Source organism: Agarivorans aestuarii, assembly GCF_019670125.1.
GTDB classification, from domain to species: domain Bacteria; phylum Pseudomonadota; class Gammaproteobacteria; order Enterobacterales; family Celerinatantimonadaceae; genus Agarivorans; species Agarivorans aestuarii.
Window position 1 is genome coordinate 772491 of the sequence record NZ_AP023033.1, and the last position, 16531, is coordinate 789021.

At 46.0% G+C, this 16531-nt stretch carries 16 protein-coding genes and 1 other RNA gene; 13 read left to right on the top strand and 4 right to left on the bottom strand.

Going from position 1 to position 16531, the window contains the following annotated elements:
- The first annotated feature begins 2 nt into the window (after nt 1–2).
- The gene (locus K5609_RS03645; protein ID WP_221075996.1) at nt 3–407 is read left to right on the top strand and encodes a ClpXP protease specificity-enhancing factor; all 405 of its coding nucleotides are present in this window, start codon (nt 3–5) and stop codon (nt 405–407) included.
- A gap of 43 nt (nt 408–450) precedes the next feature.
- Here the strand turns inward: K5609_RS03645 and dolP are convergent, their stop codons facing one another.
- The 4 genes from dolP to K5609_RS03665 are packed head-to-tail and all read right to left on the bottom strand — an operon-like array spanning nt 451 to nt 3818.
- Complete coding sequence (gene dolP / locus K5609_RS03650) at nt 451–1023, bottom strand: division/outer membrane stress-associated lipid-binding lipoprotein (RefSeq protein WP_221075997.1); 573 nt, start codon at nt 1021–1023, stop codon at nt 451–453.
- A gap of 3 nt (nt 1024–1026) precedes the next feature.
- Nucleotides 1027–1617 (bottom strand): D-sedoheptulose-7-phosphate isomerase, encoded by a 591-nt coding sequence (locus tag K5609_RS03655; RefSeq protein WP_221075998.1) that lies wholly within the window; start codon nt 1615–1617, stop codon nt 1027–1029.
- A gap of 1 nt (nt 1618) precedes the next feature.
- Nucleotides 1619–1966 carry a YraN family protein gene (locus tag K5609_RS03660; protein ID WP_246611940.1) on the bottom strand — a complete coding sequence of 116 codons (348 nt, stop codon included), beginning with the start codon at nt 1964–1966 and terminating at the stop codon, nt 1619–1621.
- Nucleotides 1959–3818 carry a penicillin-binding protein activator gene (locus tag K5609_RS03665; protein ID WP_221076000.1) on the bottom strand — a complete coding sequence of 620 codons (1860 nt, stop codon included), beginning with the start codon at nt 3816–3818 and terminating at the stop codon, nt 1959–1961. The genes K5609_RS03660 and K5609_RS03665 overlap by 8 nt, the downstream gene beginning before the upstream one ends.
- Nucleotides 3819–3957: 139 nt before the next feature.
- Between K5609_RS03665 and rsmI the strand changes: the two genes are divergently transcribed.
- The 12 genes from rsmI (at nt 3958) to murG (ending at nt 16528) form a co-directional block, all read left to right on the top strand.
- Complete coding sequence (gene rsmI / locus K5609_RS03670) at nt 3958–4797, top strand: 16S rRNA (cytidine(1402)-2'-O)-methyltransferase (protein ID WP_221076001.1); 840 nt, start codon at nt 3958–3960, stop codon at nt 4795–4797.
- 41 nt (nt 4798–4838) lie between these two features.
- Nucleotides 4839–5220: RNase P RNA component class A (gene rnpB / locus K5609_RS03675), an RNA gene on the top strand.
- A gap of 341 nt (nt 5221–5561) precedes the next feature.
- A complete protein-coding gene (mraZ, locus tag K5609_RS03680) occupies nt 5562–6017 on the top strand; it encodes a division/cell wall cluster transcriptional repressor MraZ (protein ID WP_016400774.1) in 456 nt (151 codons plus the stop codon).
- Between the two features lies 1 nt (nt 6018).
- Nucleotides 6019–6954, top strand: coding sequence for a 16S rRNA (cytosine(1402)-N(4))-methyltransferase RsmH (gene rsmH, locus K5609_RS03685; protein ID WP_221076002.1), 936 nt, complete (start codon nt 6019–6021; stop codon nt 6952–6954).
- The gene (gene ftsL / locus K5609_RS03690) at nt 6954–7271 is read left to right on the top strand and encodes a cell division protein FtsL (RefSeq protein ID WP_016400776.1); all 318 of its coding nucleotides are present in this window, start codon (nt 6954–6956) and stop codon (nt 7269–7271) included. Before rsmH ends, ftsL begins: the two co-directional genes overlap by 1 nt.
- On the top strand, nt 7271–9001 hold the full coding sequence (locus K5609_RS03695) for a peptidoglycan glycosyltransferase FtsI (RefSeq protein WP_016400777.1): 1731 nt from the start codon (nt 7271–7273) through the stop codon (nt 8999–9001). Before ftsL ends, K5609_RS03695 begins: the two co-directional genes overlap by 1 nt.
- Entirely contained in the window at nt 8988–10463 is a 1476-nt protein-coding gene (gene murE, locus K5609_RS03700; RefSeq protein WP_221076003.1) for a UDP-N-acetylmuramoyl-L-alanyl-D-glutamate--2,6-diaminopimelate ligase, read from the top strand. The genes K5609_RS03695 and murE overlap by 14 nt, the downstream gene beginning before the upstream one ends.
- Complete coding sequence (locus K5609_RS03705) at nt 10460–11836, top strand: UDP-N-acetylmuramoyl-tripeptide--D-alanyl-D-alanine ligase (RefSeq protein WP_221076004.1); 1377 nt, start codon at nt 10460–10462, stop codon at nt 11834–11836. The genes murE and K5609_RS03705 overlap by 4 nt, the downstream gene beginning before the upstream one ends.
- Nucleotides 11830–12912, top strand: coding sequence for a phospho-N-acetylmuramoyl-pentapeptide-transferase (gene mraY / locus K5609_RS03710; RefSeq protein WP_221076005.1), 1083 nt, complete (start codon nt 11830–11832; stop codon nt 12910–12912). Before K5609_RS03705 ends, mraY begins: the two co-directional genes overlap by 7 nt.
- A gap of 34 nt (nt 12913–12946) precedes the next feature.
- Complete coding sequence (gene murD, locus K5609_RS03715) at nt 12947–14251, top strand: UDP-N-acetylmuramoyl-L-alanine--D-glutamate ligase (protein WP_221076006.1); 1305 nt, start codon at nt 12947–12949, stop codon at nt 14249–14251.
- Nucleotides 14248–15453, top strand: a complete 1206-nt coding sequence (gene ftsW, locus K5609_RS03720; protein WP_221076007.1) for a cell division protein FtsW — start codon at nt 14248–14250, stop codon at nt 15451–15453. Before murD ends, ftsW begins: the two co-directional genes overlap by 4 nt.
- On the top strand, nt 15446–16528 hold the full coding sequence (murG, locus tag K5609_RS03725) for an undecaprenyldiphospho-muramoylpentapeptide beta-N-acetylglucosaminyltransferase (RefSeq protein WP_221076008.1): 1083 nt from the start codon (nt 15446–15448) through the stop codon (nt 16526–16528). Before ftsW ends, murG begins: the two co-directional genes overlap by 8 nt.
- Nucleotides 16529–16531: the final 3 nt, after the last annotated feature.

The window sequence follows — 16531 nt, forward strand, 5'->3', positions numbered from 1 at the left end:
AGATGACCCCAAATAGGCCTTATTTGCTTAAGGCTTTTTTTGATTGGTTGTTAGACAACGAGCTGACTCCACACTTGGTGGTGGATGCTACCCAAGCTAACGTGACCGTACCTAGCCAGTTTATCAATGATGGGCAAATTGTTCTAAACATTGCTCCCTCGGCAATTGCAGCGTTTAATATGGATTTACAGCACGTAAGTTTTAGCGCGCGTTTTGGTGGTAAGCCATTTCAGGTCTATGTGCCTATGGCAGCCGTTGTCGCCATTTATGCACGAGAAAATGGTGCAGGTACCGTGTTTGAGCCAGAAGCTGCTTACGAGCAAGCGGAAGAGCTTGAGAGTCAGCCTGAAGAGATTGTGGAGAAAGAGGATACTCCGAAAAAGCCAACTCTCACCATCGTAAAATAAAAAAAGCGCCGATAGGCGCTTTTTTGTATCTGCTTTAAAATAGCTAACTGGCTTCAATTAGCTCAAATACCTTAATTACTTTAGCCACACCGGTTTCATGGCGAGCAATGTCGATGGCTAAGCTTTCCTCTTCAGCTGTGACAAAACCAATAAGAAATACTTCACTGTCTTCTGTGATAACTTTAATCTTACCCGGTGGAAGCTGGCTGTCTTCGTAGATTTTGAACTTGATTTTGGTGGTGATCCAAGAGTCGTTGCTACGCACGCCTAAAGATACTGGTGCTTTAATGCGTACTTCGTTAAGCACTTGTTGCACACCACTTACATCGCGAACAACTTGAGTGATTTTATTGAAGTATTCTTGGTTTGGCGTTTGGCCAATTACCAGTACTCTGCCATTCAGCGCAACCACCGATAGCTTGCTTTCTCGCCAAATGTCTTCTTCTTTACCCAGTTCACTAAGTGCTTGTAGTTCTATAGTTTGGTCATCAAATTGAGTGCCTATGGTGCGCCTGTCTGTTGCAGCACCAGCTGCCACTCCAGCACCCACTACAACTGCTCCAGCACAGGCTTGTAATAGCCCTGCCAAAACAACAACGGTGATGATACGTAACATCCTTTAATCCTCCTGTTGGGGAAACAACGTACGGTCTACTAAATCACATAAACTGTTTAATGCCAGCAAGTGTACTTCGTTAATGCGCACGCTTTGCTCACCTGGCACTCTAATTTCAACGTCTTGCTCACTAAGCAGACCGGCCATTTCGCCACCATCTTTACCGGTTAGCGCAATAATTGTCATATCGCGGTTTACTGCTGCCTCCATAGCTTTAATCACGTTGCGGCAATTGCCTGAATCTGAAATCGCCACCAGTACGTCACCTTGCTGACCTAAGGCGCGAATTTGCTTGGCGAAAATTTCATCAAAGGAGTAATCATTAGCAATGGCCGATAACACCGAACTGTCGGTGCTAAGAGCCAAAGCGGGAAGGCTAGGGCGCTCGGTATCAAAACGATTAACCAAGTTGGCTGAAAACTGTTGGGCAAGCGCAGCACCTGCGCTATTGCCTGCAATGAGCAGTTTGTTGCCATTGAGCAATGCATGGGCAATGATTACCGTTGCTTTTTCAATGGCATCAGGCAATGCCTCTGCTGCAGCTATTTTGGTTTGTATGCTTTCTCTAAAAATTTCTTTAATTCGTTCTTGCATGTTATTCCCCAAACGCGTTCTGAAACCATTCTAGGTAAGGTGCTTGCTCTTGAATAGCAACTACATCAAAACGCATTGCAGTATCAAATTGGTTCAAATTTTTTTGTTGTAAATAGTGTTGAGCGCTCAGCAGTACGCGGTGCATTTTGTGCTGGTCTACTGCTGCTGCGGCACCGCCATGGCTTAGGCTTTTGCGGTATTTTACTTCTACAAAAACCCAGATATCGCCTTGCTTACAAATTAGATCTATCTCGCCTCGGCGGCAGTGATAGTTTTGCTCCACCAGGCGTAAACCTTGTTTGCTCAAATAGTTGGCCGCTTGCTGTTCTGCAGCTTGCCCTTTATTCAATATCTTGGTCTTGAAGCGTGTTAGCTTGGATTTCCAAGGGAACCAGTTGGCCATCTTTATATTGAGTCCAGGTTAGCTGTCTTATCACCAAGCCTTGTTGGTTAACACTCAATTTTCCGGTTAAACCACTAAGCTGGTAGTCTGAATAGCCGCGCATTTGCGCTAGTTGACTAATGAGCGAGTAGGCATCGTAACCCAATGCGTACAAACGCTTTTGTGAGTCTGAAGAGCTAGGCCAAAGCTGCTGATGTCGAATAGCATTTACCGACTGTTGCTCTAATATCCAAGGCATTTCGCTGATGTAGATACCATCGAGTTCGTTTTCACTGGTCTCATCATTTTTGTCGTAGCTGCGTGAGCTAGCATACAAGCGAGGGCTTACCGAAAATGGGCTTACCGTAACGTCGATAAATGCCTTGATGAGTTTTGTTTCAGTGTTATTGCCAACTAAATAAAGAGATCTCGCGTCACTGCGAGATCGAACCTCTGCTTCTAAGTCTTGGCCAAGAATCTGTTTGAATTGGCTAATCCGCTGTTGGCTCAAATCGGTATGTAATAGTTTGCGCACAGCGCGCTGCAAATCGTTGCGATTGGCATAGTAAATAACATCTACTGGAGAGCTCGAATTATTCTCCCATTCCTCTGTAAATGACTCGGCCATGCGCTTACCTAAGCTGCTTTGAGGTGCTAACAACAGTGGATTTTGCTCTTCACGTTGCGCCATAAACTGAGCGGCTTGCTTGGCTTCATCCTCTGGCGAGAGTGGGAAGAAAAACTGTTGCTCTTGTTCGCCAGCTTGCACATCGTTAAGAGCAAACACCGGTTGTGTAGGAGCAAGGCTTAACAGACTACGTAGCTGCGATTTTAATAAAGGCCCTACGATGAAGTCGATTTGGTCTTGTTCAAGCTGTGGGTAAAGCGTTTCCATTGCTTGGGATTGGGTATCGTAAAACACCAGCTCAGCATCACTAGCGAATTCTGTTTGGCCATCTAAGAAAGCCGATACTAAACCGTCTTTTACCGCTAAACCGTTATTTTGGTATTTGCCACTTAAAGGGAGTAAAACTGCTACTTTTTGCGGCGCATAAGGAGTAATGCTTAGCGCTTTTGCTAGATCTCCACCCACATAATCTAGCGCAGGGTGAGCTGGGTATTCAGTTTTCCAAGTTTGTAACTTAGCAACCAGTTTCTCCGGAGATTGTTTAGGTTCGTTGCTTATCGCAACAATTTCTAGCCAACCATTGCGTAATTCGTTACCCGGCTGTTGAAAACTGCGAAGGGTGAATGCGGTAAGTGGTTTTAATAGCTGCCAAATAGTTTGATGGTTTGCCGCATGGTCTTGTTCTGCTAAATAACGGTCTAGCTCAATAAATGCGCCAGAGGCTGCTAAGGGGTTATTTTGTTTTTGGTAAATCTCACCACGGCTTTGGTAGTAAGCATACCAATAGTCGGCGGGTAGCTGCCATGCGGGGTCAAAATCTAACAAGTTTAAAGCTGGAGTGTATTTACCCTGAAGTTGTTGCGAGTAAGCACTAACTAAGCGTAAACCAGCTTCTCGTTCTACTGTATCGCTTTGTTGCTTAAGTGAGTTAATAACCGCATCACCGGCTTGGAACATACCCTGTTGGTAGTAAGCTTTAGCGGCTAGCAGTTCCCACTCAAAGGTTTGCTCTACTGGCGCAATGCTGGCCTGATCCAAGTAAAACTCGGCGTTATGCTCGGGCGCAACTGCAATTGAAGGCAGGTCGATAGCAACAATGGGTGGCTTTGTAGGGCCACTACTACAGGCTGCAAGCAAAAGCATAAGGCTTAAACTGAGATAACGTAGCGCTGAGATCAGGTTATGTTTCAAGGTTTATACCACTAGTATTGATTAGTTAGTGCATATATTAAGAGCCAAACGCTAAATAATCTACAATCGAAGTGGCGAAAGATTGAGGCAAGTGAGGCTTTTGATTAAAGTAGAGGCCGTTTTCTTCAGAGGTGAGTATATGTCAGCCGTCGGTACCCTATATATTGTGGCCACTCCAATTGGCAATTTAGCAGATATTACATTGCGTGCTATTCAAGTGCTTAAGGATGTGTCGATGATTGCTGCAGAAGACACTCGCAACACTGGCCGCTTATTGAGTCATTATGAAATTGGCACCCGTTGTGTGGCAGTTCACGACCATAACGAGCAACAAAAGATCGCCTGGTTAGAGCAACAAGTATTAGAGGGGAATGATATCGCCTTGGTATCTGATGCCGGAACCCCATTGATTAATGACCCCGGCTATCATCTAGTTAACGCATTTCGCGCGAAAGGTTATCCAGTAGTACCCTTACCTGGCGCATGTGCGGCAATTGCAGCTTTGTCGGTGGCTGGCCTACCTACTGATCGATTTTTGTATGAAGGTTTTCTACCGGCTAAAACTAAAGCGCGTCAAGAGCGCTTAAACCTGCTACGCCAAGAAACTCGCACGGTAGTGTATTACGAGTCGCCGCATCGGATACTTGATAGTTTAGCCGATATGGTTAGCTGCTTGGGTGAAGAGCGCCAAGTGGTTCTTGCACGTGAACTGACTAAAACCTTTGAAACCATTCAATCCTTGCCTGTTGGGGAGCTGCTTGCTTGGGTTAAAGCAGATCCAAATCAACAAAAAGGTGAAATGGTACTGATTGTAGCTGGCTACCAAAAAGACACCGAACAGTTGCCTGTGGATGCCTTAGATACGCTTAAGCTATTACAAAGTGAGCTGCCGTTGAAGAAGGCTGCTGCGCTTACCGCTAAAATCTACGGTTTGAAGAAAAACGCCCTGTATGATTATGCGCTAAAGCACGGCCAATAAGCGCTATTCTTGCCGATAATTGTTTGCTATAGTCCGCCACCGGAGTTGGCTAGACAATCGCCGCTTCGTCGTTGTGTGCTCTTTCGAGAGTGGCAGACGGGCGAAGGGGAGGAAAGTCCGGGCTCTATAGGGTAGGGTGCCAGGTAACGCCTGGGGGGCGCGAGCCCACGACAAGTGCAGCAGAGAGAAGACCGCCGATGGCTCCTTGGAGCACAGGTAAGGCTGAAAGGGTGCGGTAAGAGCGCACCGCGCGTCTGGTAACAGTATGTGGCGAGGTAAACTCCACCCGGAGCAAGGCCAAATAGGCCCCCTTAAGGCGCGACCCGCGTTGGGGGCGGGTAGGCTGCTTGAGCCATTGAGCGATTAATGGCCTAGACGAATGATTGTTCACGACAAAACCCGGCTTATCGGCCAACTCCCTTTCTATCAAGACCCTGTTGTTTCACAACAGGGTCTTTTCCATTCTGTTGAGCAAACCTCACTTATCTTACTTTTAAGTCGTCGAAAGCGGCATCCTTCTAAATAAAAGTGACAATAAATTTAAATTAATTTTTAGCCAAAAATGGCGTGGCTGCTTTGTTTATCAAGTCTTTAGCCATTTCTTTATTTGGCTTGGTGGAATTTTGTTCATTTTCTTGCTCAAGGTCGCTTGCAAAGGGCGAGACTGGTCCTTAAACTTAGTGAATTGTGGGATAAAGTGGATCATAGTGGATCTGTTTGCCCAACAACTGAATTAATTAGGGATAAATGGGGAATTAACACTGATGTTACGCGGCGCTAGCTCAATCAACTTAGACGCGAAGGGACGCATGACCATGCCGACCCGCTATCGCGAATGGTTGATGGAAGAGTGTCACGGTCAATTGGTGTGCACCATTGATATCAATCATCGCTGCTTACTGCTTTACCCATTAGCAGAATGGGAAGAAATAGAGCGTAAACTCAAGCGTTTATCGAGCATGAACCCTGCAGAGCGTCGCTTGCAGCGTTTGCTATTGGGTTATGCCGATGATTGCGAGATGGACAAAAATGGTCGTTTGTTAATTCCACCTCCATTGCGTCAACACGCAAGCTTGGAGAAAAAAATTATGCTGGTTGGCCAGCTCAACAAATTTGAGTTGTGGTCAGAAGAGCAATGGCAGCAACAAATTGCTGCAGATATAGCCCTAGAAGAGGATGTTGATATGTTAACCGATAACCTAAAAGATTTTTCGCTTTAGTATGAGTACTGAATTTGCACATACCTCGGTACTACTGCAAGAGTGTATCGATGGCTTAGCCATTAAAGAAGATGGTATTTATGTGGATGGCACCTTTGGTAGAGGTGGACACAGTCGCGCTATTTTACAGCAGCTTGGTCCCAATGGTCGATTAATCGCTATTGACCGTGACCCTCGAGCTATAGAAGCCGCCAAACAATTTGCCGACGATCCACGCTTTCAAATCGTACATGGTCCCTTTTCTGGCATCGAACAATACATTAGCGAACTAGGTTTGGCGAAAAAAATTGATGGTGTATTACTCGACCTAGGAGTTTCTTCTCCGCAACTAGATGACGCTGAGCGCGGATTTAGCTTTTTGCGTGATGGTCCCTTGGATATGCGAATGGATACTTCACAAGGGCAAACCGCTGCACAGTGGTTAACCCACGCTGCAGAAGAAGACATTGCTTGGGTGATTAAAACCTTTGGTGAAGAAAAGTTTGGCAAGCGCATTGCCCACGGCATTGTGAATGCCCGTGAAGAGACGCCTCTTACCACTACTTTGCAGCTGGCCAAAATCATTGATGAAGCCTGCCCGGTGAAAGATAAATACAAACACCCAGCTACGCGCAGTTTTCAGGCTATTCGTATTTACATAAACAGTGAGCTGGATGAGATAGACACCGCACTGCTCGGTGCAATGAATAGCTTGGCAACTGATGGTCGCTTAGCGGTGATTAGTTTTCATTCTTTAGAAGACCGCATGGTTAAGCGTTTTATTCGCAAGCAAGAAAAAGGCGAGCAGTTTCCAAGAGGCTTTCCGTTGACCGAAGAGCAGCTAGCTAGTGGTCGTTATTTAAAAAGCGTTGGCCGGGCAATTAAACCTAGCGCAGCAGAAATTGAAGTGAACCCGCGCTCACGCAGTTCGGTATTGCGGGTAGCAAAACGTTTGTAATGGACGAAGTTAGCCGCCAGCCCAATTTATTGCGGGCGATTTTGAAAGATGTTTGGCGCAACAAACAGCACTTTTTGTTGTTAGTGGCTGCGGTGGTTTCGGCCTTTTGTGTGGTGTGGACAACTCACCACACCAGAATGTTTGTTGAACAACGAGAATCATTAATGATGAGCCGGGATGCACTCAATGTTGAATGGCGACATTTATTAATAGAACAAAATGCGCTGGCTGAACACAGCCGTGTAGAGAGCATAGCTAAAAAGCGTTTGGATATGCACCGACCCAAAATTGAAGAACAAGTGGTAATCACAAACTAATGAATGCTAAGGCAAATAAACAAGGACTGTTCATCCACTGGCGCTTTGTGCTGGTGATGGCAGTGGTTTGCTTAGTGTTTACTGCCTTGGTAAGTCGTGCGGCTTATATTCAAGTTATTGCACCGGATAAACTTATTTATGAAGGTGACTTACGCTCTATTCGCACCAAAACTGGCTATGCAGAACGTGGTGTAATTACTGACCGCTTAGGAAACGAGCTAGCTGTGAGTGTACCAGTGCGCGCTATTTGGGCTGATCCTAAACATGTGGCAGACCAAAATAGTTTAGCCAATCGTGATGCTTGGGCGGCCTTGGCTAAAGTATTAGATACCGACGTCGATAGCTTGCAACAACGAGTCAGCAATCCGAAACGTCGTTTTGTTTATTTACAGCGCCAAGTGAGTGCGGCGGTTGCTGATTATGTTACCAAACTCAAAATTAAAGGGGTTTATTTAAAACCTGAGTCCCGTCGTTTTTACCCTACCGGCGAAGTGAGTGCTCACCTTGTTGGCTTTACTAATATTGATGACCACGGTTTAGAAGGTATAGAGCGTAGCTATGACGACTGGCTCACAGGTGAACCCGGTAAGCGTAAAGTACGCAAAGACCGCTTAGGTCGCGTAGTTGAAGATCTGGATGTTATTCATCAAGCCAAACAAGCACAGAATATTGCTTTAAGTATTGACCAACGGATCCAAGCAATCGCTTATCGTGAGCTTAAAAAAGCCGTCACCGAGACCAAAGCTACCTCTGGCAGTGTGGTCGTGTTAGATATTGAAACTGGTGAAGTGCTAGCTATGGCTAATAGCCCGTCTTTTAATCCTAACAATCGTAACGAGTTTCAAAGTTATCGCTATCGTAATCGTGCAATAACCGATAGCTATGAACCAGGCTCTACGGTTAAGCCACTATCGGTTATCGCGGCGCTTGAGCGCGACCACATTCGTTCAAACAGTATGATTAACACCAGCCCAGGTTGGATGCAGATTGGCGGGCGTAGAGTTCGTGATTCGCGCAACTACGGTGAAATTAGTTTAACCAAAGTCATTCAAAAATCGAGCAACGTTGCCACTAGCCAATTAGCCCTAAAAGTGGGCGTAGAGGGGATGCTTGATACATTTTACGATGTGGGTTTTGGTAACGATGCTGGTTTAGGTTTAGTCGGCGAATCGGGCGGTCAAATGCCGCAGCGCCGCCGTTGGTCAGATTTTGAACTAGCTACCTTGTCATTTGGCTATGGCTTAATGGTTACTCCTCTGCAACTCGCTCAAGCTTACGCAACGATGGGAGCTGGTGGAGTATTTCGACCAACATCCATCATTAAGTTACAGCAGCCAGCAACAGGCGAGAGAGTGTTTGAGCAAAACAAAGCACAAGCTGTATTGGAGATGATGGAATCGGTTATTCAAGATGGTGGTACCGGGCAGAAAGCCGCAGTACCTGGTTATCGTGTAGCCGGTAAAACTGGTACCAGCCGTAAAGCGGTTCGTGGTGGCTATGGTGATGATTACGTTGCTATTTTTGCAGGTGTTGCTCCAGTGAGTAACCCTAAACTTGCCATTGCTGTATTTGTTAATGAACCACAAACCGACCGCTATTATGGCGGCGATGTTGCTGCTCCAGTTTTCTCGAAAGTGATGCAAGGCGGATTACAGTATTTAAATGTTGCCCCCGATGACAATACCAGCCAAGTGGTACAGCTAAATGGAGGCAATAATGGTGAAACCTAGTTTGTCTGCATTGTTAGCGAAATTTTCGGTAACGGTTGCCCCAGACATCAGCTTTAATCACCTCTCTCTAAATAGCAGAGAGATTGAGCAAGGTGATATATTTGTTGCGGTTAAAGGCCATCAAGTTGATGGCCGCAACTATATTGATTCGGCGATTAGTGCTGGAGCTGTGGCGGTACTTGCTGATGCGGATGATGAAAAATCTCATGGTCAAATAGTATGGCACAAGCAAGTTGCCTGCATTTACTTTTGGCGCTTGAACCAACAGCTATCGCAATTAGCGTCAGCGGCCTATTTTCCAGATGGTAATCCGCTTACTTTAGTGGGTGTTACTGGTACCAACGGCAAAAGCACAGTAACCCATTTAATTGCTAACTTGGCAAAACTAAGCGGCATTAGGGCTGCGGTGATGGGAACGTTAGGTAATGGTGAGCCAGGTAAGCTGGTTGCGAGTGAAAACACCACGGCTGACGCGATTACTATTCAGCGCCAGCTTTGTGAAATGAATCAGCAAGGCTATGAATTAGTCGCTATGGAAGTATCGTCGCATGGTTTGGTGCAGCAGCGAGTGGCGAGTGTGCCGTTCAAGGTTGCGATATTCACAAACCTTAGCCGAGACCACCTTGATTACCATGGCAGCATGGCTGAGTATGGCCGCGCGAAACAAGCCTTATTTAACTGGCCAAGTTTAGAATGTCGTTTAATCAATGCCGATGATGGTTTTGGCAAGCAGTTGCTGCAGCACTATCCAAGTGCTCAATCTTTGTCGCTAGAAGATAGCACTGCTGATTGGCAAATCGCTAACCTGCAGTTCAGCGAGTTAGGGGCAAGCGGTTATTTGTTTAGCCCCCAAACTAGGCATGAAAAGCTTACTTTTAAGAGTCCGCTTTTAGGGCGTTTTAATGCTGATAATTTACTAAGCGCTATAGCTTGTTTGCAGTTCTTAGGTCTTCCATTAGAAAGCTTGCTTACTCAGTTACCTGCTCTTAGCGCGGTACCTGGTCGAATGGAGTTATTTGCCGGTAAACGTTCGGTGGTTGTTGATTACGCGCATACGCCTGACGCCTTAGAAAAAGCCTTAACAGCCCTGCGCCAGCATTGTAGCGGCGAGCTTATTTGTATTTTTGGTTGCGGCGGCGACAGAGATAAGGGTAAACGGCCTCTAATGGCAGAAATAGCTGAGAGCTTGGCAGACCAAGTTATTGTTACCGACGACAACCCTCGTTTTGAAGATCCTCAGGAGATTACCGACGATATATTGCTTGGCTTTAATCAAGCTGAAGCCGTAACCATTATTCACGATCGCTGTGAGGCGATTGCATATGCGCTTACGCACTCTCGTGATAAAGATATTATTTTGGTGGCTGGTAAAGGCCATGAAAGCTATCAAATTATTGGTGCTGAAGTGCGTGACTATGATGAACGCGCAGTCGTTAAGCAGCTAGTGGGGGCGAAAGCATGATTGCCTTAAGCCTTAAAGAACTCACACAAGCCTTAGATGCTCAGCTAGTGGGCGATAGTTTAATTGTTCAGTCAATTAGTACTGATACTCGCGAGCAGATGTCTCAAGCCTTGTTTATTGCTTTGGTGGGTGAGCGATTTGATGCTCATAACTACGCGCAACAAGCTATTGATCAAGGCGCAACTGCGCTGCTAGTCGAGCGTGAATTAGCACTTGATGTGCCTCAGTTGTTAGTCAAAGACACCCGTTTAGCGCTCGGACAACTGGCCTGTTATGTAAGAGAGAAGTTGGCGTTAAGTTGCTGCGCCATTACTGGTAGCAATGGTAAAACCACGGTGAAAGAAATGACCACGGCCATTTTGTCACAGGGTTTTGAGGTATTAGCCACCAAAGGCAATTTTAACAACGATATTGGGGTGCCTTTATCGCTGCTTCGCGCGACCGAAAAGCATCAGTTGGGTGTATTAGAGTTAGGCGCAAATCATATCGGTGAAATTGCCTACACAGTGAGCTTGGTAAAACCCAAGGTTGCTTTAATCAATAATGTATCTGCTGCGCATATTGAAGGCTTTGGCTCTCAAGACGGCGTATTAAAAGCTAAATCTGAGTTATTTGGCGAGCTGGGTGCTGAGCAGTTAGCGCTGTGTGAGTACCAATCTAGCTATCAAGAGTACTTAGATGAAGTAGCTCGTCCGGCTAAAATTGAGCATTTCTCTTTAGATAACGTTAATGCCGATTATTATGCCAGCGCTATCGAATCTCTAGGTTTAAGTGGCAGCCGTTTTGTATTGCACACGCCAAACGGTGAGGCGCTTATACAAATTAATTTGGCGGGCGAGCACAATGTTAAAAATGCTGTCGCTGCGGCTGCGCTTTCGTTAAACATGGGAGCCAAGCTAGAGCAAGTAAGCCGAGGCTTGGCACAATTGGATAAAGTGCCGGGTCGGGTGAACGTGCAATCGTTAAATAGCAGCATTCAGCTAATTGATGATAGCTATAACGCTAACCCGGCGTCATTTAATGCGGCTATCAATATTTTGGCCAATTTTGAAGGTAAGCGCTTCCTTATCGCTGGAGCCATGGGGGAAATGGGACAGCAAACTAAACAGGTGCATAACGACTTAGTTAAACGGGCACTTGACAGTGACATCAGCTTGTATTCTTATGGCGCGTCTTTTGACGAAGTGCTGGCTGAAATCGGTCAGTCTTCACTCGGTTTCGACAGCCATGAAGCGCTTTGTGAGCAGCTTATTACAGCCTTAGAAGCACAACATTCTCCGTGTCTTTTGTTGGTTAAAGGGTCTCGTTCGACCCACATGGAAAAAGTCGTTAAACAGTTACAGCAATATTATAAAAAGGGTTTGGAATGTTAGTTTGGTTGGCGGAATATCTGCAGCAATACTTTAGTGGATTTTCGCTATTTGGGTATTTAACCTTTAGAGCAATTGTCAGCATTTTGACCGCCTTAGTCTTTGGACTATGGATGGGGCCAAAACTTATTCGTCGCTTACAGGTGTTACAAATTGGTCAAACCGTGCGTAACGATGGGCCAGAATCTCACTTGAGCAAGTCGGGTACTCCCACAATGGGCGGTGTGTTGATTATTGCCTCGGTGTTTTTGTCTACCTTATTATGGGCGCGTTTAGACAACCCTTATGTATGGGTGATGTTATTTGTATTTGGTAGCTATGGCGCAATTGGTTTTGTTGATGATTACCGTAAAGTTATCCGCAAAGACCCTGCGGGCTTAATTGCCCGTTGGAAGTATTTTTGGCAATCAGTTGTCGCGCTAATAGTTGCGGTTTATTTATTCTGGAGTTCTGACTCTGCGGCTCAAACCCAACTGGTACTGCCGTTTATCAAAGACATTATGCCGCAATTGGGCTGGCTATTTATCCCTCTCACATATTTGGTCATTGTAGGCAGTAGCAATGCCGTTAATTTAACGGACGGCTTAGATGGCCTAGCGATAATGCCAAGCGTGATGGTGGCATCAGCCTTTGCCTTAGTCGCCTACCTTACTGGCCATGTGAACTTCTCAAGTTACTTGTTTATCCCTTATATCCCAGAGGCTAGCGAACTCGTTGTGGTGTGTACCGCGATGGTGGGAGCAGGCTTAGCATTTCTTTGGTTTAATACCTATCCAGCTCAAGTATTTATGGGCGATGTGGGCTCCTTAGCGCTAGGCGCGGCCTTAGGTGCAGTTGCTGTATTGGTACGCCAAGAGTTACTGCTAGTGATTATGGGCGGTGTATTTGTAATGGAAACTGTGTCGGTAATCCTGCAAGTAGGCTCTTACAAATTACGCGGGCAGCGAATTTTCCGTATGGCGCCTATTCATCACCACTACGAGCTTAAAGGTTGGCCAGAACCACGAGTGATTGTGCGCTTTTGGATTATTTCGTTAATTTTAGTTTTGATTGGCCTAGCTACCCTCAAGGTGCGCTAAGCAAGTAACAAACACAATAGGAAGAGTAATTACAGTGAGTAAGTTACAGCCACAATTACGCTATGCAGTCGTAGGCCTTGGTGCCAGCGGGCTTAGCTCTGTGCGCTTTTTACTTAAACACGATGTATTGCCTTTAGTTTGTGATACTCGCCAAACGCCGCCTGGCTTAGCTGATTTGCCAGATAATCTACAGGTGGTGTGCGGTGAGTTACCACTTAGCCAGTTGCTCGAATGCGATGTGGTGATTGTTAGCCCAGGCATTGCCTTGGCAACTCCAGAGCTACAAAGCTTGGCACAAGCCGGCGTAAAGTTGATGGGTGACGTAGAGTTGTTTTGTCACTATGCTGAAGCTCCGGTTGTGGCGATTACTGGCTCCAATGGCAAAAGCACTGTAACTAGTTTACTGGGCGAAATGGCCAAGCAAGCCGGTCTTAAGGTAGCGGTTGGCGGGAACATTGGCGTGCCTGCTTTAGATCTACTTTCCCCCCAAGTTGAATTATATGTGCTTGAGCTGTCTAGCTTTCAGTTGGAGACAACTACAAGCTTGCAGGCTAAAGCGGCCACTTTGCTCAATGTTAGCGAAGACCACATGGACCGCTACCAAGGCATGAGCGATTACATTGCCGCTAAACAAAGGGTTTACCAACATGCTGAATATGCGGTTATCAATTTAGATGACCATCACTCGCAACCCCAAGTTCAGCCTAAGAAAGCCTTAAGCTTCTCACTTCACTTAGATACGGATTACCGTTTAAGTGAAGACCAGCAACATCTAATGCGTGGACAACAAACGCTACTTGCTACAGAAGAACTCGCTCTTGTTGGTACCCATAACTTTGCCAATATTCTTGCCGCATTAGCCCTAGCGGATGCCGCCGGACTTAATATAGAAGCCTGTTTACAAGCAGCAAAAAGCTATCAAGGTTTGGCCCATCGTTGCCAGCTGGTGGCGCGTAAACAAGGTATTGCTTGGATCAATGATTCAAAGGCCACCAACGTTGGCGCAACCTTAGCTGCCTTAAACGGTTTGGCTGGTGGCCAAGGGGAGCTGTGGTTGATTGCTGGTGGTGATGCCAAAGGCGGCGACTTAAGTGAATTAAAGGCCGCATTTGGCCAAGTTGCTGGTGTGGTTGCTTTTGGCAAAGACAAGCAGCGATTTAAAGCTTTAGATAATCGTATTGAGCTCAAAGATGATTTAGCCGAGAGTTTTATCTGGTGTCAGCAGCAGGCAAAAGAGGGAGATATAGTATTGCTTTCTCCAGCCTGCGCCAGCTTGGATATGTATAAGAATTTTGAAGTGCGCGGGCAACACTTCTGCGAACTGGTGGAGGCGCTATGAAAGCAATGTCTAAACCACTTTGGTTCGAGAATACCTTACAGTGGTTAAACCCAGCTGCTAAAGAAAGCCAAGAGCCGCTTTTATTCGACCGCCATTTATTGTGGTTAGCCTTATGCCTAATGGTGATGGGGCTAGTGATGGTGGCATCTTCATCTATTCCAGAAGGCATCGCGATTAACGATGACCCATTTCGTTTTGCTAAACGGCACGGTATTTATTTGTTGTTATGTTTAGCCGCTATGGCTTTTGTGGTGCAAATCCCGCTGGCGTGGTGGCAATCTCATAATGCTAAATTACTGCTATTGTCGGGAGTTGCTTTAGTACTGGTATTGCTGATTGGCCGCAATATTAACGGTAGTAGTCGCTGGATAGGCTTAGGGCCGATAAACGTACAGCCTGCCGAGTTTGCCAAACTTGCATTGTTCACATATTTAGCCGGTTATCTAGTGCGTCGCCATGAGCAGGTACGTGAAAACTTAAAAGGCTTTTTAAAGCCACTTATCGTGTTCTTTTTCTTGGCGGTATTGCTGCTGGCACAGCCCGATTTGGGCAGTGTGGTGGTTATGTTTGTAACCACCGTAGGTATGCTGTTTTTAGCAGGCGCCAAGTTGATTCAATTCTTTGGCTTAATCTTTACCGGTGTGGTTGCTGTGGTGACTTTGGTTATCGCAGAACCTTATCGGATGCGCCGAGTTTCGTCCTTCCTAGATCCTTGGCAAGACCCTTTTGGCAGTGGCTATCAGCTTACTCAATCTTTAATGGCATTTGGCCGTGGAGATTGGCTAGGTGAAGGTTTAGGGAACTCTATTCAAAAACTCGAATACCTGCCAGAAGCGCATACCGATTTTGTAGTTGCAGTATTAGCCGAAGAACTCGGGTTTATCGGTGTCTGCGCGGTGTTGTTGCTACTTATTTTGTTGGTAAGCCGCGCCATGAAAATTGGTAAACAGGCTTTACTGGCAGAGCAAGCGTTTGCTGGTTATTTAGCTTGTGGCATTGGTATCTGGTTTAGTTTTCAAACCATGGTAAATGTTGGCGCTGCTTCAGGCTTGGTGCCAACTAAAGGGTTAACCTTGCCGTTAATTTCTTATGGTGGTTCCAGCTTATTGGCGATGTCGATAGCGGTAGCTATCTTATTGCGAATTGATCATGAACTTCGATTGGCCAATTGTCAGGCCTATAAGAGAGATGCTCATGGTTGATGTTAAACAAAAGAAACTGCTGGTTATGGCTGGTGGCACTGGCGGCCATGTATTCCCGGGTTTAGCAGTCGCCGATAAATTGGCTGAGCAGGGCTGGGATGTGTCGTGGTTAGGCACTGCTGAGCGTATGGAAGCCCAATTGGTACCTAAACACGGCTATCCAATCGACTTTATTAGCATTAAAGGGGTTCGTGGTAATGGCTTGCTGCGTAAATTGGCGGCGCCGTTTAAATTGCTTAACGCAGTTCGCCAAGCTCGAGCAGTCATTAAACGTTACCAGCCAGATGTGGTATTAGGTATGGGCGGCTTTGCCAGTGGCCCTGGAGGTATAGCAGCATGGATGCTAGGAAAACCATTGGTTTTGCATGAGCAAAACGCGGCTGCCGGTCTTACCAACAAAATGTTGAGCAAAATTGCCAGCAAAGTACTAATGGCTTTTCCTGGAGCTTTAGATAAAGCCGAGGTTGTGGGTAATCCGGTACGTGAGTCGGTATTAGCATTAGATGAAAAGACTGAAAGCGATTCAACCAGTTTTAACTTATTGGTCATCGGCGGAAGTTTGGGCGCTCAAGTGTTCAATGAGCAGTTGGCCGAGGGCATTAAACAAAGCCAACTGGATTTAAACATATGGCACCAAGCCGGTAAAAATAAACACAGTAGTGCAGTGGATGCGTATCGATTGCATGAACTTGATAAAAATTTGAGCGAAGCACCTAAAATTGTCGAATTTATTGATGACATGGCAGCAGCGTATCAATGGTCAGATGTGATACTCTGTCGCGCTGGCGCGCTAACGGTCTCAGAGGTGGCCGCAGCGGGTATTCCGGCTATTTTTGTTCCGCTACCTTACGCCGTTGATGACCATCAAACCAAAAATGCACAATTTTTGGTAAAAGCTGATGCCGCACGTTTGTTAAAACAAGCAGAATTTACGCCGCAAAATATTGCTGCAGTACTAAATGAATTTGCTAATCCTGCATTGCGTTTGTCTTGTGCTCGCAATGCACGAAAGCAGGCAATTACCGATGCTACCGAAAAAGTAGCAGCGGTATGCCAAGCGTTAATTAAAGAGTAGATA

What these genes read in the sequence shown, in the direction of transcription:
- K5609_RS03645 (WP_221075996.1), top strand. Translation starts at nt 3, where the DNA reads ATGACCCCAAATAGGCCTTATTTGCTTAAGGCTTTTTTTGATTGGTTG.
- dolP (WP_221075997.1), bottom strand. Translation starts at nt 1,023, where the DNA reads ATGTTACGTATCATCACCGTTGTTGTTTTGGCAGGGCTATTACAAGCC.
- K5609_RS03655 (WP_221075998.1), bottom strand. Translation starts at nt 1,617, where the DNA reads ATGCAAGAACGAATTAAAGAAATTTTTAGAGAAAGCATACAAACCAAA.
- rsmI (WP_221076001.1), top strand. Translation starts at nt 3,958, where the DNA reads ATGTCAGCCGTCGGTACCCTATATATTGTGGCCACTCCAATTGGCAAT.
- mraZ (WP_016400774.1), top strand. Translation starts at nt 5,562, where the DNA reads ATGTTACGCGGCGCTAGCTCAATCAACTTAGACGCGAAGGGACGCATG.
- rsmH (WP_221076002.1), top strand. Translation starts at nt 6,019, where the DNA reads ATGAGTACTGAATTTGCACATACCTCGGTACTACTGCAAGAGTGTATC.
- ftsL (WP_016400776.1), top strand. Translation starts at nt 6,954, where the DNA reads ATGGACGAAGTTAGCCGCCAGCCCAATTTATTGCGGGCGATTTTGAAA.
- K5609_RS03695 (WP_016400777.1), top strand. Translation starts at nt 7,271, where the DNA reads ATGAATGCTAAGGCAAATAAACAAGGACTGTTCATCCACTGGCGCTTT.
- murE (WP_221076003.1), top strand. Translation starts at nt 8,988, where the DNA reads ATGGTGAAACCTAGTTTGTCTGCATTGTTAGCGAAATTTTCGGTAACG.
- K5609_RS03705 (WP_221076004.1), top strand. Translation starts at nt 10,460, where the DNA reads ATGATTGCCTTAAGCCTTAAAGAACTCACACAAGCCTTAGATGCTCAG.
- mraY (WP_221076005.1), top strand. Translation starts at nt 11,830, where the DNA reads ATGTTAGTTTGGTTGGCGGAATATCTGCAGCAATACTTTAGTGGATTT.
- ftsW (WP_221076007.1), top strand. Translation starts at nt 14,248, where the DNA reads ATGAAAGCAATGTCTAAACCACTTTGGTTCGAGAATACCTTACAGTGG.
- murG (WP_221076008.1), top strand. Translation starts at nt 15,446, where the DNA reads ATGGTTGATGTTAAACAAAAGAAACTGCTGGTTATGGCTGGTGGCACT.